General features: G+C 54.0%; 23 protein-coding genes. 16 read left to right on the top strand and 7 right to left on the bottom strand.

The features are described 5' to 3' along the window. The first annotated feature begins 7 nt into the window (after nucleotides 1-7). From GC090_RS10485 to GC090_RS10455, 7 genes are all read left to right on the top strand, one after another. On the top strand, nucleotides 8-1,627 hold the full coding sequence (locus GC090_RS10485) for a methyl-accepting chemotaxis protein (protein WP_324019687.1): 1,620 nt from the start codon (nucleotides 8-10) through the stop codon (nucleotides 1,625-1,627). Beyond that, a complete protein-coding gene (locus tag GC090_RS10480; protein ID WP_324019686.1) occupies nucleotides 1,624-2,649 on the top strand; it encodes a substrate-binding domain-containing protein in 1,026 nt (341 codons plus the stop codon). Before GC090_RS10485 ends, GC090_RS10480 begins: the two co-directional genes overlap by 4 nt. A gap of 255 nt (nucleotides 2,650-2,904) precedes the next feature. Next, nucleotides 2,905-3,168: a hypothetical protein gene (locus tag GC090_RS10475; protein ID WP_324019685.1), complete on the top strand. Its 264-nt coding sequence runs from the start codon at nucleotides 2,905-2,907 to the stop codon at nucleotides 3,166-3,168. Between the two features lie 393 nt (nucleotides 3,169-3,561). After that, nucleotides 3,562-4,584, top strand: coding sequence for a LacI family DNA-binding transcriptional regulator (locus GC090_RS10470; RefSeq protein ID WP_324019684.1), 1,023 nt, complete (start codon nucleotides 3,562-3,564; stop codon nucleotides 4,582-4,584). Between the two features lie 213 nt (nucleotides 4,585-4,797). Next, on the top strand, nucleotides 4,798-5,721 hold the full coding sequence (locus GC090_RS10465) for a TIM barrel protein (RefSeq protein WP_110267507.1): 924 nt from the start codon (nucleotides 4,798-4,800) through the stop codon (nucleotides 5,719-5,721). An 11-nt stretch (nucleotides 5,722-5,732) separates the two neighbouring features. Continuing rightward, nucleotides 5,733-6,902, top strand: coding sequence for a Gfo/Idh/MocA family protein (locus tag GC090_RS10460; protein WP_185199444.1), 1,170 nt, complete (start codon nucleotides 5,733-5,735; stop codon nucleotides 6,900-6,902). A gap of 115 nt (nucleotides 6,903-7,017) precedes the next feature. Next, entirely contained in the window at nucleotides 7,018-7,908 is an 891-nt protein-coding gene (locus GC090_RS10455; protein WP_039340362.1) for a sugar phosphate isomerase/epimerase family protein, read from the top strand. A gap of 207 nt (nucleotides 7,909-8,115) precedes the next feature. Here the strand turns inward: GC090_RS10455 and GC090_RS10450 are convergent, their stop codons facing one another. Further along, complete coding sequence (locus GC090_RS10450; protein WP_033742190.1) at nucleotides 8,116-9,012, bottom strand: LysR family transcriptional regulator; 897 nt, start codon at nucleotides 9,010-9,012, stop codon at nucleotides 8,116-8,118. A gap of 376 nt (nucleotides 9,013-9,388) precedes the next feature. Between GC090_RS10450 and GC090_RS10445 the strand changes: the two genes are divergently transcribed. Genes GC090_RS10445 through GC090_RS10435 form a run of 3 tightly spaced genes read left to right on the top strand, consistent with a single transcriptional unit; the run spans nucleotide 9,389 to nucleotide 11,653 of the window. Beyond that, a complete protein-coding gene (locus tag GC090_RS10445) occupies nucleotides 9,389-10,072 on the top strand; it encodes a nucleoside recognition domain-containing protein (RefSeq protein WP_324019683.1) in 684 nt (227 codons plus the stop codon). Beyond that, entirely contained in the window at nucleotides 10,065-10,532 is a 468-nt protein-coding gene (locus tag GC090_RS10440; RefSeq protein WP_033741638.1) for a YjiG family protein, read from the top strand. The genes GC090_RS10445 and GC090_RS10440 overlap by 8 nt, the downstream gene beginning before the upstream one ends. A gap of 17 nt (nucleotides 10,533-10,549) precedes the next feature. Next, nucleotides 10,550-11,653: a M20 peptidase aminoacylase family protein gene (locus GC090_RS10435; protein WP_324019682.1), complete on the top strand. Its 1,104-nt coding sequence runs from the start codon at nucleotides 10,550-10,552 to the stop codon at nucleotides 11,651-11,653. Nucleotides 11,654-11,773: 120 nt separating this feature from the next. Here GC090_RS10435 and GC090_RS10430 read toward each other — a convergent pair whose 3' ends face one another. Then, nucleotides 11,774-12,745 carry a GlxA family transcriptional regulator gene (locus GC090_RS10430; RefSeq protein ID WP_324019681.1) on the bottom strand — a complete coding sequence of 324 codons (972 nt, stop codon included), beginning with the start codon at nucleotides 12,743-12,745 and terminating at the stop codon, nucleotides 11,774-11,776. Between the two features lie 134 nt (nucleotides 12,746-12,879). On the opposite strand from GC090_RS10430, the gene GC090_RS10425 reads away from it, so the two are divergent. Beyond that, nucleotides 12,880-13,548, top strand: a complete 669-nt coding sequence (locus tag GC090_RS10425) for a cysteine hydrolase family protein (protein ID WP_324019680.1) — start codon at nucleotides 12,880-12,882, stop codon at nucleotides 13,546-13,548. 273 nt (nucleotides 13,549-13,821) lie between these two features. On the opposite strand, the gene GC090_RS10420 is transcribed toward GC090_RS10425, so the two are convergent. Continuing rightward, complete coding sequence (locus GC090_RS10420) at nucleotides 13,822-14,367, bottom strand: GNAT family N-acetyltransferase (RefSeq protein WP_324019679.1); 546 nt, start codon at nucleotides 14,365-14,367, stop codon at nucleotides 13,822-13,824. Between the two features lie 70 nt (nucleotides 14,368-14,437). On the opposite strand from GC090_RS10420, the gene GC090_RS10415 reads away from it, so the two are divergent. After that, nucleotides 14,438-14,830 (top strand): VOC family protein, encoded by a 393-nt coding sequence (locus GC090_RS10415; RefSeq protein ID WP_110267504.1) that lies wholly within the window; start codon nucleotides 14,438-14,440, stop codon nucleotides 14,828-14,830. A 132-nt stretch (nucleotides 14,831-14,962) separates the two neighbouring features. Further along, nucleotides 14,963-15,598, top strand: coding sequence for an aspartate/glutamate racemase family protein (locus GC090_RS10410; RefSeq protein WP_262959071.1), 636 nt, complete (start codon nucleotides 14,963-14,965; stop codon nucleotides 15,596-15,598). Nucleotides 15,599-15,625: 27 nt separating this feature from the next. On the opposite strand, the gene GC090_RS10405 is transcribed toward GC090_RS10410, so the two are convergent. Next, a complete protein-coding gene (locus tag GC090_RS10405) occupies nucleotides 15,626-16,726 on the bottom strand; it encodes an NADH:flavin oxidoreductase/NADH oxidase (protein WP_324019678.1) in 1,101 nt (366 codons plus the stop codon). A gap of 284 nt (nucleotides 16,727-17,010) precedes the next feature. After that, nucleotides 17,011-17,322, bottom strand: a complete 312-nt coding sequence (locus GC090_RS10400) for a YdgH/BhsA/McbA family protein (RefSeq protein ID WP_033741649.1) — start codon at nucleotides 17,320-17,322, stop codon at nucleotides 17,011-17,013. 583 nt (nucleotides 17,323-17,905) lie between these two features. Here GC090_RS10400 and GC090_RS10395 point away from each other — a divergent pair. From GC090_RS10395 to GC090_RS10385, 3 genes are all read left to right on the top strand, one after another. After that, a complete protein-coding gene (locus GC090_RS10395) occupies nucleotides 17,906-19,519 on the top strand; it encodes an alkaline phosphatase (protein ID WP_205950175.1) in 1,614 nt (537 codons plus the stop codon). Nucleotides 19,520-19,730: 211 nt separating this feature from the next. Continuing rightward, on the top strand, nucleotides 19,731-20,150 hold the full coding sequence (locus GC090_RS10390) for a hypothetical protein (protein ID WP_324019677.1): 420 nt from the start codon (nucleotides 19,731-19,733) through the stop codon (nucleotides 20,148-20,150). A 5-nt stretch (nucleotides 20,151-20,155) separates the two neighbouring features. Further along, the gene (locus GC090_RS10385) at nucleotides 20,156-20,719 is read left to right on the top strand and encodes an RNA polymerase sigma factor (protein WP_205955424.1); all 564 of its coding nucleotides are present in this window, start codon (nucleotides 20,156-20,158) and stop codon (nucleotides 20,717-20,719) included. Between the two features lie 55 nt (nucleotides 20,720-20,774). Here GC090_RS10385 and malG read toward each other — a convergent pair whose 3' ends face one another. Then, nucleotides 20,775-21,665, bottom strand: a complete 891-nt coding sequence (gene malG, locus GC090_RS10380; protein WP_283786692.1) for a maltose ABC transporter permease MalG — start codon at nucleotides 21,663-21,665, stop codon at nucleotides 20,775-20,777. A 9-nt stretch (nucleotides 21,666-21,674) separates the two neighbouring features. Further along, nucleotides 21,675-23,213, bottom strand: a complete 1,539-nt coding sequence (malF, locus tag GC090_RS10375) for a maltose ABC transporter permease MalF (RefSeq protein ID WP_324019676.1) — start codon at nucleotides 23,211-23,213, stop codon at nucleotides 21,675-21,677. Between the last annotated feature and the right edge of the window lie 34 nt (nucleotides 23,214-23,247).

The raw sequence follows: 23,247 nt of genomic DNA, 5'->3' as shown, positions 1-23,247 counted from the left end.
CATACTCATGAAATTCAGTCGGGCGTCGGTACGTATGCAGCTTACGCTGGGTTTTGCATCACTCGTCATTATGGTTCTTCTTATCGCCTGCCTTTCTGTCAGGGCTTTGATGAACGCAAATGACACATTCCGAAACCACGTTGAGCAGGTTTCGGCCAGAGAAAGCCTGGTGAACACCATACTCGGGGATATTAAAACCAATTCTCTTGATATTTACGGTCTTGTTCTTGTCAGTGAGCCCGCTGACATTTTAGCGGGCAGGGAACAGGTCAGTCGGGCGGAAGCCAGCATGACGGCGGCGACGGAAAAACTGGCCCGTGCTGTTAATTCACAGGCGGATATAACGGAGCGCGACAGACATTTTGTCCAGGCTATCGTTGATGCTGAGAAAACTTATCGTCCCGTGGCTGACCATATTGTTTCACTGGCGCTTGAGGAAAAGAAAGCTGAAGCCATAGACCGGCTTAACCGTGAACTCAGGCCAGGTTTACAGCGACTCATCAGCGCTGCGAATGACTATCTGGACTACAGCAAACAACAGTCAGAAAACCGGGTGGAAGTTGCGCAGAAAACTTATCTGTCTACCCGGCTCGTCTTCATCTCTGTCACTCTTGTTTCGCTGGTTCTGTCAGTACTGTTGGGTGGAATAATCATCCGGACACTTTTGCGCGCCCTGGGTGAAGAGCCGGGGACATTGAAACATCTTGTTCAGCGGATTGCGGAAGGCGATCTTAACCCTGTACCTAATGCCTCGCAGGCACCGCAGGGCAGTGTTCTGGCCGCGCTGGGGCTGATGCAGAAAAACCTGGCGCAACTGATCAGTCAGGTAGCCCATTCTGCCGACAATATTCTCAAGGCAGCGGAAGAAATTCATCAGGGTAATGAGGACCTCAGTCGCCGTACTGAAGCGCAGGCATCCGCACTGGAGCAAACCTCGGCCAGCATGGAACAACTGACGGCCACGGTAAAAAATAACGCTGCGAGCGCACAGGAAGGCAATGAAAAGGTTTCAGGGGCCGCTCACACAGCACAACGCGGCGGCGATGTGGTGGCACGCGTCGTATCTACTATGCAGGATATCTCCAGTAGCTCAGGGCATATCTCGCAGATTATCAGTGTCATTGAAGGTATCGCTTTTCAGACCAACATTCTTGCGCTGAACGCGGCGGTTGAAGCGGCGCGGGCAGGGGAGCAGGGGCGTGGATTTGCGGTGGTGGCCGGTGAAGTTCGTAACCTTGCGCAGCGCAGCGCCCTGGCCGCGAAAGAGATTAAAACGCTTATCGACGAATCTGTACAGCGTGTCGATACGGGGTCGGGTCTGGTCAGTGATGCAGGTGAAACCATGTCGGAAATTGTGAGCGCCGTAAACAGCGTCAAAACGCTGATGGCGGAAATTACCATAGCTTCGCGCGAACAGCATGCCGGCATTGAGCAGATAAATAAAGCTGTAACACAAATGGACCAGACCACCCAGCAGAATGCCGCGCTGGTTGAAGAAAGCAGCGCGGCTGCAGCAAATCTTGAGCAGCAGGCCCGGTTAATGCTGCAGGAAATTGCTGCTTTTGACATCTCAAATACAGTCCCGGACGTGGCTGCTACAACGCATCTGTCAAGGAGTCTCCCGTGAACAGCCTTCGCTTTTATTTAGTTGTCACAGTTCTGGCGTTGCAGACAGGGTTTACCGGGTACGCTGCAGCAGCGACGGCACCCGTTACGGTGGGGCTCATCACAAAAACGGACGCCAACCCTTACTTCGAAAAAATGAAGGCCGGTGCGCAACTGGGAGCAACGGTTCATAACATCAGGTTACTTACTGCATCCGGTAAATCAGACGGGGATGTGGCTTCGCAGATTACTGCTATTCAGTCCATGGTCGCAGCCGGTGCTACCACACTACTGATTACCCCCAGTGATGCAAAAGCCGTTGTGCCTGCCATTGAGGAAGCACGAGCCAGAGGGGTACAGGTCATTGCTCTGGATTCGCCAACGGACCCGGCCAGCGCGGTTGACGCGCTTTTTGGCACGGATAATTACCAGGCCGGAGAGGCCATCGGCAAATATGCCAGGGCCGTCATGCCCGTCAGATTCCCCGGGCAGTCATTGAAAATTGCCATGCTGGATTTGTCTCCGGGTAATCTGGTCGGGGCAAGACGTCACAATGGATTTATGAACGGTCTGGGGCTTAAAGCGGCGGACAGCGAGTCTTACATGCTTTCAGGCTCCCCGGAGGTGGTCTGCTCTGGCAGCACCGGTGGGGCGAAGCAGCAGGGGCACGATGTGATGGCTACCTGCCTGAAAGATCATCCTGATATCAACCTGGTTTACACCATTAACGAGCCGGCAGCGGCCGGTGCCTATGAGGCACTCAGGGAGGCGGGGAAAGAAAGAGCCGTGTTACTGGTTTCCATAGACGGGGGATGTGAGGCAATCAAAAGTATTGGCCGCGGAGAGATAGCAGCGACAGCTCAGCAGTATCCCCTGACGATGGCGGCCATGGGAGTAGATGCGGCCGTTGCCTATGCGAAGCACGGAAAAAAAGCGAGTGGGTTCGTAAATACAGGCAGCCTGCTGATAGCGGCCAGACCGGTTCAGGGGGTGCCCGGGGGAACCGTTACGGATGGCATGAATGCATGCTTTGGTGCTAAATAATGTAGCCATTTATGCAAGCCAAAAGGGGGGCTGTATAGTCTGGCCCCCCTGATTTAACGTGAGGTCGATGTATACGTCACTCCCTGGCACACCTTCACCGGCACGTAGCAGGTACTCCTCATCAAGGGCTGTTTCTGTATATTTTGACTTCTGCGCCTCAGGAAGAGGAGTGAGTGGCGATAAGTCATACCAACATAAAAAATCAATTTAACAACCTAAGGCATTACTGATTAACGATTATTCCGGAAGGCGTTAATGAAAGAAGAAAAGGAAGTGGCTGACCCTGACCACGATTTGCACCATATGAATGAAGAACAGTTGCTACAGGAGATAAAGCGACTGAGGGCAGCCATACGCGCGCATCGTGACGCTACGGGACACGACCTCTGCTGGTTTCATCCTGAATTGTGGTCACTTCTACCTGAACAAAACAATTCACCGATACAGGTTCCTGACTGGCCGCAATTTATGGAGGGATGTGTGATATACCGCCAGTCGCTGGATGAAAAACCAGATTAAATCGTCTGTTCTTCTGGCCCTTATTCTGGAGAGGGAATACATATCTTCAGAGAAAGGTTATGCAGACTAAAAAACTGTAGGCACTTTGCTTTTTATTAAAAACAGTACGGTTTGCCAAATCAGGCCAATCGGTGGCAAAGCTTTGCATCGTTTACTGAATCGACCATGACTATAACGCTCACGTTGCGCCAGAAGCGATCATTCCTATACTGGAATTAATCACGCATTCTGCTGAATAACCTACATCCACTTTTTCATTGCCTGCTGTCATGCGGCGGTCACTTTCTGCCAATGCGTCATCCTGTAAAAAACGCCGTAAAGCAGCAGAAGTATTTTGCTGCTGCACACTTTTTGTGTTTAAGATGATAGAAATCTATCATCTCGGGCTGTGTAATGAAAAAAATATCCATGTCAGCGGTTGCCAGAGCGGCGGGTGTCGGGGTGGCTACCGTTGATCGTGTTCTAAATAACAGAGCGTCAGTGAAGCAGGAAACCCGGGACCGCGTTCTGCGCGCAGCGGAAGCGCTCGGTTACCGGGAAGATCTGCGTAAGGTGATGACGCCAGAAGCCACGGCGGTTAAGAGCGCGGTGCGCACCGGGTTTATTCTGCTGCCCAGTGATTATTCGTTTTACCAGGTGCTGTCAGAGGAAATCCGCCGGTATGCGGACGGAAAACTGGCGACAGAGCCGGCGTTTGTGTGGGCTGATATACATGATGTGGAGAAAGTCGTGTCGTCTCTTGAAGCTCTGGCAAAACGCGTCGATATCATTGGAGTAGTTGCGCTCGATCATCCTCTTATACGGCACACCATTAAGCAACTATCCGCATCAGGCGTGCAAATTTTCACTTTGTTTTCCGATCTTTCTCCCTGTGGTCAGGCGGGCTATATCGGTCTCGATAATCTGAAAGCAGGGCGTACAGCGGGATGGTTTGCTGAGCGCATGATGGAAAAAGACAGTGTTATTGGTGTGCTGCTCGGCGATCACCGTTTCAACTGCCAGGAAAGCTGTGAAATAAGTTTTCGTTCGTACCTGCGCGAGAACAGACAAGATGCGGTGGTGCTTGAGCCGTTACAGACGCGGGAAAGCATCAGTGGGGGCTATCTGGCTGCCAGCCAACTGCTAACAAACCATCCCAGTGTGGCCATGATTTATGCGCCGTGCGGTGGCATAGAGGGCGTAATCAAGGCGGTCTGTGAAAGCGCGCGACATGATATAAAAATTCTCTGCCATGGCCCGTTCATCGGCGATGAAATGGCGCTTATCGCGGGGCATGTCGATGTGATGATGCGCCACCGTATCGATGTTGTGGCTGAGACGATCGTCTCTGTTTTTATCCGCAGATATCAGGAAACCGACCGCAATCCTCTCTCTGTTACCGTTCCCTTCGATCTGGTTACCCGGGAAAATATCTGACGTCTCACGACGTATCACGCAGAGGGTTGCGCTGTCTGTATTTGATGTAAATCTATCAATAATATGATTTAAAAAAATCATGATCTCTATCAAATAATCCACGAAGGAGGGTTGCTGGTATCAAAAAACCGGCGCAATACTGCGCGCACTGAGTCAGGCATTTGTCGCCTGCATGTCAGTGCTTACCTGTGTTGCCGCATCCGGAGAAAAACCATGACCATTTCCATCGCGACTGCACCCTGTAGCTGGGGAGTGGACGACCCGAAAAACCCGTTTCTTCCCCCCTGGCAGAGCGTGCTAAAAGAGGCCGCGCTCGCCGGATACAAAAGTCTGGAGCTGGGACCATGGGGATACTTGCCTGTTGAGCCCGAAGCCCTGACGTCTGCACTTGAGGAACATCAGCTGTCTGTTATTGCCGGCACCCTTTTCGACGATTTAGTCAGTGAAGAAAACTTCCCGGCAATGATCGATCTGACCCATAAGATCTGCCACAACCTGAGCGCCGTTACCCGGCAGGCTGACGCTGTCAATGAGGGGGCATCGCCACCTTATCTTGTCATCATCGACTTTGGTGATCCTGAACGTGCCGCCACAGCCGGTCAGTCAGAAAAGGCCCCGCGGCTTAATCCCAGTGACTGGCAGACGATGATAAGACATATCACCATTCTGAGTGAGATTGCCTGGAAAGCGTACGGTGTCAGGCCGGTCATTCATCCCCATGCTGGTGGCTGCATTGAGTTTGCCGATGAACTGGAAAAGCTGGTCCACGATATTCCCCATACCGTAGCCGGGCTTTGCCTGGATACCGGCCATCTGTATTACGCTGGCATGGCGCCGGTGGCTACGCTGGAACGTTACTGGGACAGGATTGATTACCTGCACTTCAAGGATGTTAACGAGGCTGTCTGGCGCCGGGCAGTTAAAGAAGGGCTGGATTTTTTCACCGCCTGCGCCCAGGGCGTCATGTGTCCTCTTGGCAGCGGTGCCATCCACTATCCGGACGTTCATGCATTTCTGCGCCAGCGTCGTTACAAGGGCTGGATAACCATTGAACAGGAAAGAGATCCGCGTGATGCGGATACAAGCCTGCGTGATGTCACGGCCAGTCTGCATTATCTGCATTCCGTCGGTTTCTGAGGAGAATAATCATGATTAACGGCATTAAACCGCTCGAAAAATCACTTCGGTGGGGCATGGTCGGCGGTGGCGGGACCAGTCAGATTGGCTACATTCACCGCTCATCGGCACTCCGTGATCATACCTTTACGTTAGTCGCCGGCGCGTTCGATATTGATGCCGCACGTGGGCGCGCCTTTGGTGAGGCACTGGGCCTTTCACCAGACCGGTGCTATGCCGATTACGAAACCCTGTTTGCTACAGAAGGACAACGCGAGGACGGTATTCAGGCCGTCTCCATCGCCACACCAAACAACACGCATTTTGCTGTCTGCTGCGCCGCGCTTGAAGCGGGACTTCATGTGATATGTGAGAAGCCGCTGTGCTTCACGGTCGAAGAGGCTGAGCATCTGGCGAAACTGAGCCGGGAGAAAAACAAGATCATCGGCGTGACATATGGTTATACAGGTCATCAGCTCATTCTCCAGGCCAGAGAAATGATTGCGGAGGGGCTTCTTGGCGACATCCGCATTGTTAACATGCAGTTTGCACACGGTTTTCACAACGAATCCGTTGAACAAAATAACGCCAGTACCAGCTGGCGCGTTAACCCGCGCTTTGTCGGACCCAGTTACGTGCTGGGGGACCTGGCAACCCATCCGTTGTGCATCGCTGAAACTATGGCTCCCGCCTTAAAAATCAGGCGACTGCTGTGCTCGCGTCAGAGCTTTGTTAAAAGCCGCGCTCCCCTCGAAGATAACGCGTTTGTCCTGATGGAATATGAGAATGGCGCGGTCGGCAGTCTGTGGGCCTCCGCCGTTAACTGCGGCTCCATGCATGGGCAAAAAGTGCGCATCGTCGGCGCTAAAGCCAGTATCGAGTGGTGGGATGAACAGCCGAACCAGCTCCGGTTTGAAATTCAGGGCGAGCCGGTACGCATCCTAGAAAGGGGCATGGACTATCTTCACCCGGCCGCGCGTGCAGATGACCGTATCGGAGGGGGACATCCGGAAGGTCTTTTCGAAGCCTGGTCAAACCTCTACAGACGTTTCGCGCTGGCCATGGATGCCACCGATCGGGGTGACGACGCCTTCCTGAAGGATTTCTGGTATCCCGATGTGCATGCGGGGCTGGCGGGCGTCAAATGGGTGGAAAACTGTGTCCGTTCAGCCGAATCCGGCTCGACGTGGGTGGAATGCTGATATCGACTGTAGTGGATGAGCGCATCAGTCTGTTGAGGATGAGATTTGCGATGAAGTGACTTTCTCTGCCTGAAACCCGACTCAGGCAGCATGAGATAACGTAAAGGTGGCATCAATGAAAATTGCATTCGACGTAGATGTAATCAAAGATCTGGGTATCACCAAAATGGTCCGTCAGGTGTCGGAATGGGGCTACAAGTACATCGAGCAGTCTCCGCATCCGGAAATTAATCCGTTCTATAAGCATCCCCGCGCAAGCCGCGAAATCATTGCGGAGTATAAGAAGGCCCTGCGCGAAACGGGCGTTGAAATTTCCTCTTTCATTTGTGTTTACCGATGGTCTGGCCCGGATGAACTGCGCCGACAGGCGGCGGTAAAAAACTGGACACGCCTCGTTGAAATCGCGGTCGAAATGGGGGTTCAGGTTATTAATACCGAACTGGCGGGCGATCCTAATCAACCTGAAATCTGCGATGAGATGTTTTACCGCTCGATGGAAACACTGCTTCCGTTGTTCGAACGTGAAGGCATCCGTGTAGAAATACAGGCGCATCCATGGGACTTCTGCGAAGAAAGCGACGAAACCGTTAATATGGTCAGGTCATTCAGGAGTGATAACGTTAAATACGTTTACAGCGTCCCGCATACCTTTTTTTACGATAAAGGAAAAGGGGACGTAGAGAGGATGCTTCGTCATGCGGGGCACGATCTCTCTCATGTTCTCATTGCCGATACGATGAATCACACCAAACATTGCCGCTACATTGTCAATCCACCCGGTGTCGATGCGACCATTCATCAGCATGTTGGCATCGGAGAAGGCGAGGTGGATTTTGAGACGCTGTTCCGCACCCTGCGGGAAATGAAGTTTGCAGAGCAGACGTTCAAAGTGGGTGGCGAACCTATCGTGGCCGCTTCGCTGTTCGGTTACCCGGAAAAAATGAAATATCAGGCCGTTGAGACCCGGGAGCGGATAGAACGGGAATTGCTCACGCCGTCTCGCTGAGTCATCTGCCCGGCAACATGGGGAAGGTATTTCCGCCTTCACGCCGGGCTTTTAAACGATACCTCTCTGACTGTTACTGCCTCAGTACTGACTGTCTGACCCAACGGTTTATCGCTTCTCCTTGCTCACCGCTGGCTTCAGCCATCTTCGCTGTCCATTTGTTTCTGCATTTGGCATGACATCCAGCCCTTACGGCTGTCTCTGCTTTTATCTGTCGCGAAACGCATTATGCAGCAGTCGCCACATATGATGGGCTGCCGGGGTAAAGCGCCTGTCGGAGTTCCGTAACAGGTGACACTGAGCGCTACTGGCAATCGGGTGATCGATTGGCACGGCGACAAGTGTGCCCTGGCGAATCGGGTCGGCGGCGGCGTGGGCCGTCATAAATGAGACGCCGAGCCCGGCCTGACTGAGGTTCATGGCGGTCGAGAAAAGGTTACACCGGTAAGCCGGATGAAACTGCAGGCCCTGGCTTTTAAACATCGCGTTCATATGCCGCTGCAGGCCGAAGTTCTCTGTGAGGGCGATAAGCGGGTGAGCAGTCAACGCTTCAATGGTGATGCTGGCAAGACTGGCGACAGGATGCTGCGGCGCGACGACGGCACAGATCGGCCCCCACTTAAAACTGTGCCGCTTCAGTTCCGGTGTGCCAATCGGACCAAACGCCAGCGCCATATCCGCTTCGCCGCTGACGATATCGTTCATCATCTCCTGCATGCTGCCGACCACAATATCGACAAACACCTGCGGGTAAGACTGGGCAAATTCGCGCATAACCCCTTCGATAAACGCCGTGATCAGTCCGCCGCCAATGCGCACCGAAAGCGTTCCGCCGCGCATATGGCGCAGATCTTTAAGCTGGCTCTCCAGCTTTTCGCGACGCATACGGCTGACAAAATAGTCCTCTGCCAGCAGGCGTCCCGCTTCGGTCAACACCACGTTACGCCCACGCCGTTCCAGCAAGGGAAGCTGTAGCGCGCGCTCAAGTTGTGCGATTTGACGGCTGACGACCGACGCATTAACCCCGAGGATATCTGCCGCGCGGCGAATGCCGCCCTGGTTACCGACTTCATACAGATAGCCCACCTGTTTATCCTGGAACATCTGCCACATTTCCCCGTTACTGTTGACCTTAAGGCAACAATAACATCACTCCACGGCTATTTATCAAGCTCTTTAAATAGTGATAATCAAATTAACCGTTAATTTTCGCTCGTCAGAAAAGAAAAAAAGCGAACAACATCGTACTGCACCAAAAGCGCGCCCAAAAACGGTGAGAAATTATTTGCCTGCGCCTTTAGGCAGGCAGAGAAAAATACACTTCTCCGAAAAGGGATATGACGTTCTCATGTTTTTTTGGGAAGGGGTTTTACTGCACTAAAAATCTTAATAAAAGAGGTTTATTTCACGGCTGGGCTATTCAGGCATGGATCCTGCTTAGTATCAGGACTTTTCCATTACAGATGTAAAGAGAGATGATATGAGCGAATCAAAAACACTGAAGCAGCCAGATAAAGAAGCGACAGAGGAGTGGAAAGTGGGGCCGGGCGCGTGGATTTCACTGATCATTGTGCTGCTGGTCTTTTCCGGCTTCTTTTTTAAAGTTGACGGTATGGCCTGGCTGGGTGCATTCGATTTTACCACGTTAGGTGGCGCGTTCGGCACCATGAAAACGCCGGAAACCAATACCTTTATCGGCAGCGGCGGCCTGAGCGCCAAAGCCGGCTTTCTCTTTGCACTCTCGCTGGTGCCCACGGTAATGCTGGCACTCGGCCTGCTGGAAATCTTCACTCATTACGGCGCGATCCGCGCGGCACATAAATTACTTACTCCGCTGTTAAAACCACTGCTCGGGATTCCGGGTTATACCGGTCTTGCGTTGATTACCGATCTGCAAAGCACCGATGCTGGCGCGGCATTAACCAAAGAGCTCTATGACAGCAAAAAAATCACCCGTAAAGATGTGGTGATTATGGGCTCGTGGCAATACTCGGGTGCCGGGTTGATTAATAACTATTTCTCTATCGGCTCGGCGATGTTCGCTTCATTAACGCTCCCCATTATTATTCCGCTGATTTTAATGTTTGTCCTTAAATTCGTCGGTGCCTCCGTGGTTCGCCTGGCATTAAATACTGTTTATAAGCGAGATTTCGACAATGAATAATCAGGCAAAAGTCTCCGGTAATCCGTTTGATATTTTCGTTATTGGTGCGCGCAAAGGCTTTAATATCGCCATTAATAATCTGATGCCAAATGTATTAATGGCCTATGTCATCGCCGAAATGCTCAATTTGCTGGGCGTGATGCAGATTATTGGGCACATTTGCGCACCGCTGATGGGGCTTTTTGGCCTGCCGGGCGAGGCGATCACCGTACTGTTAACCGCCTGGCTCTCTTCCTCTGCGGGCACCGGCGTTGCCGTCAGCCTGCTGAGTAAAGGCCAGCTTGATATGGCCCAGATTACCATTCTCGCGCCCGCCATCTTTTTGATGGGCTCGCAACTCCAGTACATGGGGCGCCTGCTGGGCGTGGCCGATGTGCCGAAGAAGTACTGGCCGTTACTGATGGCGGTCAGCATTCTCAATGCCGTAATCGCCATGCTGATTATGCGCGTTATTGCCTGAGCACTAAGGAGTAAGACGTGTCGCGTACACTTGAGCACTTTAATTACCTGCACCAAATCCCGGAACTGGGGTTCGAAGAGTTTAAAACCTCCGCCTATATCGCGGGCGTACTGGAGGCGGCGGGCTACCGGGTCACTCGCCAGGTAAATAACACCACCGGTATTGTCGCCGTTCTGGACAGCGGTAAGCCTGGCCCGACATTAGCGCTGCGCGCCGATATGGATGCGCTGGGGCATATCATTGACGGCCAACATGTGGCGCGTCACACCTGTGGGCACGATGGCCACTCCACCGTCGTACTGACCACCGCCCAGGAGGTGATGGCTGAAGGATTGGTGAAAAAGGGTAGGTTAAAATTCATCTTCCAGCCTGCGGAAGAGCTGGGCACCGGGGCGATTGCCGTGACCGAAGGCGGCGTGCTTGATGATGTCGACATGTTGCTCGGCTTCCACCTGCGCCCGTTGGAGGAGTGCCCGATGGGCCAGGCCGTGCCGGCGATGTACTACTCAGCGTCCGCTACCGTGGAAGTGATGTTCCACGGCAAAGCGGCGCACGCCGCGCGGCCACATTTGGGCGTCAATGCACTGGATGCCGCTGCGCACGCGGTGCAGGCGGTGAACGGCATTCATCTTGCTCCGTCGCTGACATGGAGCGCAAAAGCGACACGGTTTCTCTGTGATGCGGGCGTGACTAACTCGATCCCTGATAAAGCGCAGGTGTGCTGGGATCTGCGTGCGGCAGAGAACGAAGCAATGGCTACCCTTAAACCGCAGGTGGTACGCGCGATTGAGAGCAGCGCCGCCGCCTATGGCGCACGCGCAGAGATCCGCATTCTGAAAGAGATGCCCGCCGCCATTATCCATGACGAGGCCACAGACGTGATCGCACGTGGTATTCGCAGCGTATTTGGCGAAACCGGCCTCACTGCGCCGAAGTCGACACCCGGCAGTGAAGACTTCTTTCACTATCTGCGTCTTCGTCCACAGATCAAAGGCGGCTTCTGGGGACTGGGGGCTAACCTGACGCCCGGTCTGCATCATCCGGAGATGCATTTTGACCGTGACGCGCTGGCGCTTGGGGTGAAAGTGTTTAAAGCCTGCGTGCAGGATGTGCTTGGCTGATTATCACGGATGCCCGTGGCGCAGGGATGTGCCATGCCCGCCGGACATTAGCGACAGATAAGAGAGCCGACGAGGCTGTCTCACAGTGCCGCCTCAGCAAAAGTGAAGGATAAATATCGTTTACCCTCGATGAGCAAACAGTGCCCGCCATGCGGAGGGTGAGGTATTAAACGCTTTATTAAAATATTGGCGTAGTGATACGGCGCTGCCGAAGCCTGATAACTGCGCCACATATTCTACAGAATGGGGCGTGCTTTCGAGTAAGCGTTGCGCATAGGCCAGCCTTTGTCCCTGTAACCACTGACTGACCGTCATACCTGTCAGGTCGCGAAAACGGCGGGTGAAATTACGTCGGCTCATTGCAACCCGCTGCGCCAGTGAATCCAGAGAGTGCTGCTCTGCAAGATTGGCCACCATCCAGTTCAGCAGGTCTGACAGACGATCGCCTCCCGGCTGGCTATGGAGAGGCTGTTCAATGTACTGGGCCTGTCCTCCCTGGCGATGCGGGGCCGTGACCAACCGGCGTGCAATCTTATTGGCGATATCGGCGCCGTGCCAGCGACGAACCAGGTGCAGGCAGCAATCAAGACCGGCGGCCGTCCCGGCAGAGGTAACCAGCCTGCCGTCATCCGCATCCTGATACAACACATCTTGCATCAGCTTGATTTTGGGAAAATGCTGCGCGAAATACGGTGCTGCGCTCCAGTGTGTAGTCGCTTTGTGTCCATCCAGTACGCCAGCCTCTGCTAATACAAACGCACCCAGGCACAACCCCACGACCGTAGCACCGCGCTGTCGTGCCATTCGTATCGCATGCAGCATAGCGTCCGACGGACGCTCCTGTGGGCTACGCCAGGAGGGAACAATTAAGACATCCGCGTCTGTTGCATCTTCGAGCGTCAACTCACTTTTCAGCATAAAACCCGCACAGGTACGGATTAAATCACCGCTGGCGGTCTCGGCTGCGCAAACCCGCAGGTTAAAAGCGGGCAGGCCATGTTCGGTACGGTTTTCAAAAACCAGACAGGGCACTGAAAGATGAAAAGGACTGATGTCATGAAAAGCCAGTACAGCGATATTTTTGCACGACATGATCATTCTCCATAACGATGGCCCAATACTTTCGTGCGTTGTCTTTCGGGACGCTGTTGCTGAGATTATCGTCGGGTGAAGATGGTGTCTACGGCTTTACGCTCTGTAGAGCCACTAATCTGAGGAATTTGGCTATGACCGTTTCCGCTTTACCTCAACGCGCGCTTATTGTCATTGATGTACAGAATGAATATTTCAGCGGCGCGTTGCCGATTGAATATCCACATCCGCAACATTCACTGGAAAACATCGCGATTGCCATGGACAGGGCGAGTGCGGCAAACATACCGGTAATCGTGGTACAGCATACTGCGCCCGCAGAATCACCGCTTTTTGCGATTAACAGCGATGGCTGGCAGTTGCATCCCGTTGTCGCTTCACGTCCCCGAGCGCTTCTTTTGAGTAAAAATCGGGCCAGCGCTTTTACCGGAACGGGACTGGCGCACTGGTTAGCCGATCACGCCATTAACACGCTGACGGTAGTGGGCTATATGACTCACAACTGCAATCTTTCTACCATTAATCATGCGTGGCATAACGGCATTGCTGTGGAATACCTCAGTGATGCTTCAGGTTCAGTTCCTTACCAAAATCAGGCAGGGCGCGTGAGTGCAGAAGAGATTCATCGGGTATGCTGTGTAGTGCTGCAGTCAAACTTTGCGGCCGTGCTGACTACTCAGCAGTGGACAGCCTGCATTGAGAGCGGCACCGTACCGGTGCGCGATAGCATTCTGCGCTCCAACCAGCGCGCCCGGGGGGGGCTGTGTGATGCAGCGCCATGCCTGGACGGAAATGTGGTCTGAAAGCAATACCGGTGACAGTGGTAAATGCCTTCGACTGTTACTGTGTCAGGGACACCACCTCAGGCGGCCCGTCCAGTAAAAACGTAGAAACCAGCAAATGCACCCTCATGCAGAATCCCATTTACACGGGTTCTGCGTGTGAATCGACAATCATCGCGGGGCGCCTTTCAGCAAGTCGTCTTGACAAATCCTCTGGCGATCACCGTTACGATAAGTACACATCCTGGTGCGTTCTCATTCGTCTGCGCACAGGTTAATTAGCAGCTCACCCTGCTAATATTTACGTTCCGCTGAGGCCTGCCACTGCTCACGCGTGATCGCATAACACAGGCTTGGCGGGGCATTTTCGACGTCATAAATCTCTTTGATGTAGCGCAACCCGCTTTTCTCCAGCACGTGAATTGACGCCTGATGATGACGTCGTACCGAGGCGGTCACGGACGCCAGCCCCAGCTCGTTGAAGCCGTAATCCAGGGCAAAACGTGACAGCTCAGTAGCATAACCTTTACCCCATGCCTGGGTGTCAAAGCGATAGCCGAGATTATTGGTCAACTCACCGGCAAACTTACGTACGCTCAACCCACCAAAGCCAATCAGCGTATCGGGCGCATCTCGCGTCGATATCGCCCAGCTTTCAAACCCGTACCGTTCAAAAGCGGCCAGCCTCTCGGCCAGCTTCTGCTGCGCGAACGCCAGGCTCGGATACGGGCCCGCCGGGTTAAACGTGTTGGTCGCAGGATCGCCATAAATACGGAACAGATCCTTGTCGTCGGAAGGGCGCATAGCTCTGAGCAACAAACGTGCTGACTGCAGAAACATTATAAACCTCACTGTTATGTCGTTATCCACGCTCACTATTAATAGCCTTTTTACAGAATCAGGAGAAGCAATGGTGATACAACAACTGCGCATTGCGCGCCCGGTCAGTGACCTGACCGCGAGCGCAGACCTGTACTGCACTGGCCTTGGATTGCATAAACTGGGGGAATTCAGGGACCATGACGGATTCAGCGGCATTATGCTGGGCGATAAGACCTTGCCCTGGCATCTGGAGTTTACGTCTTGTCAGCACCATCCTGTCCAGCCCGCGACAACGGTTGACGATCTGCTGGTGCTGTATCTGCCGGACGCGGCGTGCTGGCAGCAACGTTGTCAGGCAATGACGCGTGCCGGGTTTACTGAAGTGACGTCTTTTAACCCGTACTGGGCAAAAAACGGCGCAACCTTTCAGGACAGGGACGGCTATCGGATCGTTATCCAGCATGCCGCATGGCAGGCCTGACGGCATAAGTAATAAGCAGGCGCTACCACACGGGCTGGTGGGTTGGCGTGCGGCTCTCTCTTACAGAGGAGACGTTTGAATCTGGCGTCGCCCATGGCATGATGAAAACCTGTTTTTACGCCGAGCCCACACATGATCGCCATTGCCTGTTTACATACTGCGGCCAGCAATATTTGCATCTTTGACGATGCAGCGAGCCAGTTGCCGTCGGGAGATCTGCAACTGAGTCATCTGGTGATGCCGCACCTGCTGGCGGAGGCCGAAGCCAGTGGCGGACTGACGCCTGAACTTCATGCACGGATCGGCGCGTTGCTGGCGAGTCTGCAACCCCATTTTGACGCCATTCTGATGACCTGTTCCACGCTCGGACCGGTGGCTGAAAGCTTTACAAACGCATCTTCGCCGTGCGTGGTCTGGCGCACAGACAGCATGCTGGCAGAGGCGGTCCGCGAAAATCCCAGGCAAACGGTCGTGCTTTGTGCGGCTGAATCCACGCTGGGCGCCACGCGGGCACTGTTTCACGGTGTCAACGGGTGGGCAGAGGTCGTTCTGATTCCGGGGGCCTGGCAGAAGTTTAAAGCGGGGGATCAGACCGGCTATCTTGCCTGTGTAACAGAAGCGGTTGAAGCGGCCTGGCAGCAGGGCGCGGAGCAGGTTGTGCTGGCGCAGACGTCAATGGCACCGGCGGCGGCGCATTTCGCATCAACACGTCAGCCCCTGACCGGCCCGCATCTGGCGCTACAGCGTTGTCTTCAACACTATCAGTAAGGCCGCACGCCGTGCGGCCATAACGGTTTACTCGTCCGGCGTCAGTGTTCCTTTTGCGCCGTGAGGTTCAGAACGCAGATACTGCGGCGGCGCTTTCACCGTTGCATCGAATGCGGCAGCGGCGTGCCATGGCCAGCGTGGGTTATAAAGCATACCGCGCGCCAGCGCGACCAGATCCGCTTCCCCCTGCTGCAAAATATCTTCGGCTTGCTGCGGCTCGGTAATTAAGCCTACCGCAATCACCGGGATACCGATTTGCTGACGAATATCCCGCGCGAAAGGGACCTGATAGTTCGGGCCGACGCTGATCTGCTGCTGTTCTGACAGGCCCCCGCTGGAAACGTGGATATAGGCGCAGTTCAGCGCTTCCAGCTGTTGCGAAAAGGCAATGGACTGGCTTACATCCCAGCCGCCCTCAACCCAGTCGCTGGCAGAAATACGCACGCCCACCGGAATGGCGGCCGGGACGGCCTCACGTACTGCTTTAAAGACCTCAAGCGGAAAACGCATTCGGTTCTCCAGTGAGCCGCCGTATTCATCATTGCGGGCATTGGAAAGCGGCGACAGAAACTGGTGCAGCAGATAGCCGTGCGCGGCATGCACCTCAATGAGTTCAAGGCCAAGACGAACGGCCCGCTTTGCCGTAGCGACAAACGCCTCTTTGACACGCGCCAGCGCGCTGGCGTCCATTGCCCTGGGCGGATGATCGCCTTCACTGAACGGCAGGGCGGAAGGGGCCACGGTTTGCCAGCCACCGTTCTGAGGCGAGATGTGTTCGCCGCCTTCCCACGGCACGTCGCAGGATGCTTTGCGCCCGGCATGACCCAACTGAATACCAATCGGCATATCGGAATAGCGACGGATGTCCGCTAATACCGCCGCCAGTGCGGCTTCGGTTTCATCATTCCATAACCCCAGGTCGCCGTAGGTGATACGACCAATATCTTCTACCGCGGTCGCTTCAATGATTAACAGTCCAGCCCCTGAAAAGGCGAGCTGCCCCAGATGGATACGATGCCAGGCGGTTGCGCAACCCTCTTCAGCGGAATACTGACACATTGGCGCAATAACAATTCTGTTATCGAGCGTTAATTCACCGAGTGAAAAAGTGGAAAACAGCGTGCTCATAAAAACCTCATGTCTGAGAATCAATACGTTGAAAAACTATAGTGGCTGAATGCAAAACAGGGGCGACAGGCGGCAAAACAATTTATCCCTTAACTGATATTAGTTACATCATACAGTTAAGTTTCTGATTTACACCGCACGATGAGACACCGGAGAAATGTTTAAAAATGCAGACTATGCCGGCGTTGGCAGCAGGAAAAGGATCAAAAAACCCTGCTGTTATCATCCGGATAATCAGCAGGGTTCGGAAGGGCTAAAAACGCGTTGCGAAGATGGAGATGTCACTAGTGTGCTCTCTGCAATGCCTTCTCATCCAGCGCATACAGGGTCGCGGTCGCTTCCAGAATATGCTGCTGGTCATTACCGGGTTTGTGAGAATCAACCTGGGTAATGTGGTAACCCACAGCACCGGCCTCGGTGGCTTTGCGCAGCAGCGCATCAGTCACTTCCTGCATTGAGGTCGCCCAGGTCACCGTCGTTACGCCCATCGGGGTGATGGCATTTTTTTCTTCCTGAGATAAGCCGCTACGGATAAACACAGGGCTGACTGTCTGAGGAGAGAAGATAGACAAAAGATCCTGAACAAGTGCTTTCATTTTAATGCTCCTGAATATCGGAATGTATCGCTATCACGGGCAAACGACGCGACAGTGATCGTTACGGGTTTGCTATGTGCTTACGTTTTATTGCCGTGTTAAATACTGTCGGCAGAAGTTATCAAATACCTTTTCAAGTAAATGAATTTGGCTTTTCTTGCTAATCAGAGGCTTATGAAAGCTTCCGCCACACTTGAGCTGAAATTTGGCAGGATTTTTGTGTCTGCTTACAGGTTGTGAAATTAAGACACAAAATCCCAACGTCAAATTAACAAACAAAGTCGGCACGCCCTGGCATTAACGTTGGGTCATCCGTGTGCTCACTTACAGAGCTTTACACAGCACGCTTTCTGCAGCAGGTTTTTTAAAGTGATGCCTCAATGCATTGATATAAAAGCTTTTTATCCGTTACGCCGCAAGCGATGGTCAGACAGGGGGGAAACAGAGGGGGATTTTCTTCATAAAACTGTCACACGTCGCCGTAATACTGCGCAGCCATCAATGTTACAAACAGACATTGTTTGACATGGGTTGAAACCTGGCTTGTCTGTCAGGGGCTTGCCGCAATGATAGGGAGAGTTTTATGTCACGCAAACCACGTCTTTACCGTACCGCTGCCGCGTTTTCTCTGGGTAAACTCAGTCTGCTTATGCTGGCAATGGGCGGTATGACCGCCAGCTCCGCCGTGCTGGCGGCAGAAGTGAAAGCCAAAAATGTGATTATCATGATTAATGACGGGGCAGGCTGGGGCACCTGGGATGCAACAGCCTACTGGCAGTATGGCAGCCGTGAAAGTACGCCGTATGCCGCGTTTCCGGCAAAATATGCCATGACAACCTATCCCCTGAATGCCTCAAAAAAAGCCACGCACAATAATGCCTCTCTGGTTAATTACGATCCGCAGAAAGCCTGGGATACAACCCGAACAGATAATAAGGATCTGCCGTTCAGGGGTTACGACTATCTGGCGGTGAATCCAACGGACAGCGCCGCCGCCGGCACAGCGCTGGCGTCAGGAATTAAAACCTATAACAATGCCATCAACGTCGATAACAACGGACAACCGGTTGATTTTGTCACACTAACGGCGAAAGCCATGGGCAAAGCGACAGGCGTCGTCACCAGCGTGCCATTCTCTCACGCCACGCCCGCCGCCTTTGGCGCACAAAACGCGTCGCGTAACGATTATCACGCGATTGCGAAACAAATGCTGACGTCAGGGAAACTGGATCTGATTATGGGAACCGGTTTGCCGGGCTTTAACGCCAACGGCACCGACTGTCAGCATCTGGCTTCAAACGAAACCACCGTGGGGTGCGGAGAAGATGCGCACCGTTACCTGTCTGAAGCTGACTGGACATTGCTCAATGCTGGCAAGCTGGCCCCTGCGGGTGGTCAGCCGTGGAAAGTGGTGCGCAGTACTGAGGCGTTTGCCCGCCTCGCCAGTGGCGCGCTGGTTCATAGCGGCCCGTTACTGGGATCGCCGAACGTTGCCCCCAACGGCACGTTGCAGCAGGGCCGTCAGGCCGCCATTGTTGGTAAAGATGCGGCGAATCCGTCCGGGGATGCGTTTATTGCCACGGTACCGACCCTGAATACGATGACCCGGGGAGCCATTCAGCACCTGAGTAAAAACCCCGACGGCTTTTTTATGATGGTCGAAGGCGGTGCGACTGACTGGTCCGCGCATACCAGCAATGCCTGTAGCGAAAAAGGCGACTGGGGGAATTCCTACAACCCTAACTGCGTCGGCGTGGAATATGGTCGCCTGATTGAAGAAAGTGCAGACTTCAACAACGCTGTGGCCTCCGTGATTGAATGGGTAGAGAAAAACAGTAACTGGAACGAGACGCTATTGATCGTGACGACCGATCACGACAACGGCATGCCAATGGGACCCGATGCGCAGAACATCCCTTTCCAGGCCGTCATTAATAAAGGGAAAGGCATGATGCCCGGCATCTCATTCCGTCCAACCGGCAACCATTCCAACGCGCTTGTGCCGCTGTGGGCAAAAGGCGTTGGGGCCGATGCCTTTGCGGAGCGCGTGCGTGGCATCGATGCGGGCTATGCTAAGCATGTAGGCTACAACCAGGGCGACTATATTGATAACACCGACGTTTTTACCGTTGTGAAGGCGGTGCTTGAAGGCAGGGCGGTCGAAAAAGTGACGCCTGACCAAGTAAGTAAATCATGATGTGACGTTGTCACCATGAGCGGGATTTTCTGTCCCGTGGTTTTAACCTCTTGCCCGTTGCCGGTCGGCCTGTGCTGATCGGCAGCGCGGTTTTATGCCAGAACTGACCGCCACCTTTCACACTCAACAAATTTTTTTTAACGAGCCAGCAATATTTTGCGGGCTCATTCGTCTACCTCATCATGTTAATCACTGCTGAGGTCATACAACTATGAGAAATGTCGATAATCACCCGTTTCACCCTTCTCGCGGCATTGGCAGGCACCGCCTGCCAAAGGCGTTCATTGTCGGGGGCGTGTTAATTGTCGTGCTGTGTCTGCTGGTCATGACACTATGGAATGCCATACTGCCTGCCATTACAGGCGTTAAAACAATTGGTTTCTGGCAGGCCGCCGGACTGCTGTTGCTGTGCCGGATTCTGTTTGGCGGCCTGGGCATCAGACCGGGGATGTTTGGCAAGGCGCGGCGGCGCATGCATGAGCGCTGGATGCAGATGACACCGGAAGAACGGGATGAATTTATGAAGCAACGGCGTGAAGGGTTCGGCCATCGTGCTCACCACCGTCGGGACAGATGCCGGGAAGAGCAGCCACCGTCTGCGGACACTCATTCTGACACCCGGACAGAGTAATGACGATGAAGGCCAGCGCATTGCAAACCGCATCACTGGTAAAAGCGCTTGAACGCTGCAAAACAAAACTCCACGCTTTTATCCGGGGTCGCATCGCCGTTCGCGATGAGGCTGAGGATATTTTGCAGGAAGTGACCTGTCAGCTGATCGGGGTAGAACAACCTGTAGAGAATATCTCGGCGTGGTTGTTTCGGGCGGCGCGTAATGAAATGACCGACCGGGCGCGTAAGAAACGAGAACTGCCGCTTTTTCCTTATGAGCAGGATGATGATGAGGAGGAGGCGGTAGACGTCGAACTGGCGGAAACCCTGTTTGGCACGCCGCAAACGCCCGAAGACGATTATCTCCGGGGGCTGCTTTGGGAAGCCCTGGAAGCGGCACTGTCTGAACTGCCGCCAGCGCAGTTCGAGGTGTTCGATAAAACAGAACTGCAGGGCATAAGTTACAAAGCACTGTCTCACGCCACCGGCGTAAGCGTTCAGACTCTGTTGTCGCGCAAGCACAAAGCCGTGCTGTATCTGCGTATGCGACTGCGTGCCGTTTATGACGATCTGACAGACGACAATTAAAAAAGGCGGCCAGTGGCCGCCAACACGAGCACAGCAGTGGCAAATGATGAAGCTGTCAGCCTTTAACGCCACCGGCGGTCAGGCCATTAACCAGCCAGCGTTGCGCCAGCAAAAACACCAGGGTAATCGGAATGGCAGAGAGCACGGCAGCGGCAGCAAAATCCCCCCACAGATAATTTTGCGGATTGAGGTACTGCTGCATCCCGACGGCCAGGGTATAGCTGTTCACGTCGCGCAGCAGTAAAGACGCTACCGGCACTTCCGTCACGGCGGCAATAAAAGCCAGAATAAACACGACGGCTAAAATGGGCACGGACAGCGGCAGCAGCACCAGACGAAATGCCTGCCACGGCGTGGCACCGTCAAGGGCAGCGGCCTCCTCCAGCGATCGGTCAATCGTTTCGAAATAGCCCTTAATCGTCCAGACATGCAGCGCAATACCGCCCAGATAGGCGAAAATCACACCGCCGTGAGTATTCAGGCCGATAAACGGTACGTATTGTCCAATGCGATCAAACAGGGCATAGAGCGCCACCAGGGACAGTACCGCCGGGAACATCTGAAAAATCAGCATGCCTTTCAACATGCTGGCGCGGCCTTTAAAGCGCATACGAGCAAAGGCATAGGCGCAGGTGGTCGACAGCGCCACAATGCCCAGTGCGCTGATCGCGGCAATTTTCACGGAGTTCCAGAGCCACAACAGCACCGGAAAGGGCGGCGGCGTAACGGAACCGTCGGCGTGCTGGACGCTGAACCCCAGCGCCAGCCGCCAGTGCTCCCACGAGATCTGATCGGGGATCAGGCTGCCGGTGGCAAAGTTACCGGCGCGCAGCGAGATGGCCACGACCATCAGCAGCGGAAAGACGATTGCCGCGATAAACGTCAGCAGCAGCAGATGCGTCAGAAGCAGACGCAACCGTTGCGATTTGGGTTGCACCATAGCCATAACGTCTCCTTAATCAAATTTCATTCGGACAGCTTTCAGATTCAGCACCGCCAGAGCGCCAACCAACAGGAAAATCAGCGTCGCAATCGCGGCCGCCAGACCAAAATCCTGCCCGCCGCCGCCTTCAAACGCGATGCGCCATGTGTAGTTCACCAGCAGGTCGGTGTAACCGGCCGGTGTGGTCGTGCCGAGTCGGTCAGGTGCGCCATTGGTCAGCAACTGAACCAGTACAAAGTTATTAAAGTTAAAGGCAAAACTGGCAATCATCAGCGGCGTTAACGGCTTCAGCAGCAGCGGCACCGTAATTAAAAAGAAATTTTGCAGCGGGCCCGCACCGTCCATCGCAGAGGCTTCATACAAATCCTCTGGGATCGCTTTCAGCAGTCCCATGCACAGGATCATCATGTAGGGGTAACCCAGCCAGGTATTCACAATGATCAGCATCGTGCGGGCCAGCGTCGGATCGCTAAACCATGCCGGTTTGATCCCAAACAGCGTACTGAGCAGCACATTGATTTCGCCGAAGCTCTGATTAAACAGCCCTTTGAAAATCAGGATGGAGATAAACGCGGGCACGGCATACGGCAGAATCAGCAGGACGCGATAAATCGCTTTGCCTTTCAGCGCCTCCCATTGCACCAGACAGGCCAGCACCATGCCGACAGCGACCGTCAACACCACCGTCAGTAAGGAAAAGATCATCGTCCAGCCGAAAATCGCCAGGAAGGGCTTTTGAATCCCCTCATCGGTAAACACCCGCACAAAGTTTTTCCAGCCCGCGCTTACGGTGAAGCCGGGACTTAACTGTTCATTTCCCCATTGCCCCTGCGCAGTGATCGCCTGGTAGAAGCCCGTTTCGGGGTTTGCCCGATAGCGAAGGCCGCTTTGCTGATTTTTCAGCGTGTCACCATCCACCACCTGATACAGCGGACGTGTGCCGGAAAACTGACGCAGCGAACTCATCACCAGTTCACGCCCATCCGGCATTTCAGCGCGGATCTTCCCCAGGGCCTGACGATGCGTCGTAATGACACGGAGCGACGCGCGCGTTCCGTCTGGAATCGGCCCACTGACCATCTTCAGGTTTCCGACCGCCGCAAAGGAAAAGGGCGCGGAAACCCAGGACTGATTATCTGCGCTGTTCGTCAGGACCAACTGCCAGCGATCGTTTACCGCAAACAGCGAAAAATTCAGACCTGCGCCGTCCTGATAGTGTCGGCTGAGTAAGACCTGCTCCGCCCGTTCCTGACTCAGCTGATGGGTGCTGCTGTAGTTGGTGAAAGCAATGCCCACCGTGCAGGCCAGGGGAAACAACACAAACAGTGTCATTCCGGCCAGGCCCGGATAAACATAGCGCCAGGCGTAAGCCCGGCGCTGGCTGTAAATCCCGATCCCCAGTCCGCTGATCACCAGCGTGAGCAGGGCGAACAGGTATTCCCCCTGGGCGTACATCAGCACTAACAGGTAGCCGACCAGCAGGCAGCACATGCCCACCACCAGACCTTTCAACAACGAACGATGCCGTCCCGCTTGCGGTTTTTCTGACATGACCCGATTTCCTCAACGGCAAGAGGCGGACCCG

The sequence above is a fragment of the Pantoea sp. JZ29 genome (genome assembly GCF_035190385.1).
Classification (GTDB): domain Bacteria; phylum Pseudomonadota; class Gammaproteobacteria; order Enterobacterales; family Enterobacteriaceae; genus Pantoea; species Pantoea stewartii.
This window is presented reverse-complemented; position numbering and strand designations above follow the sequence as displayed.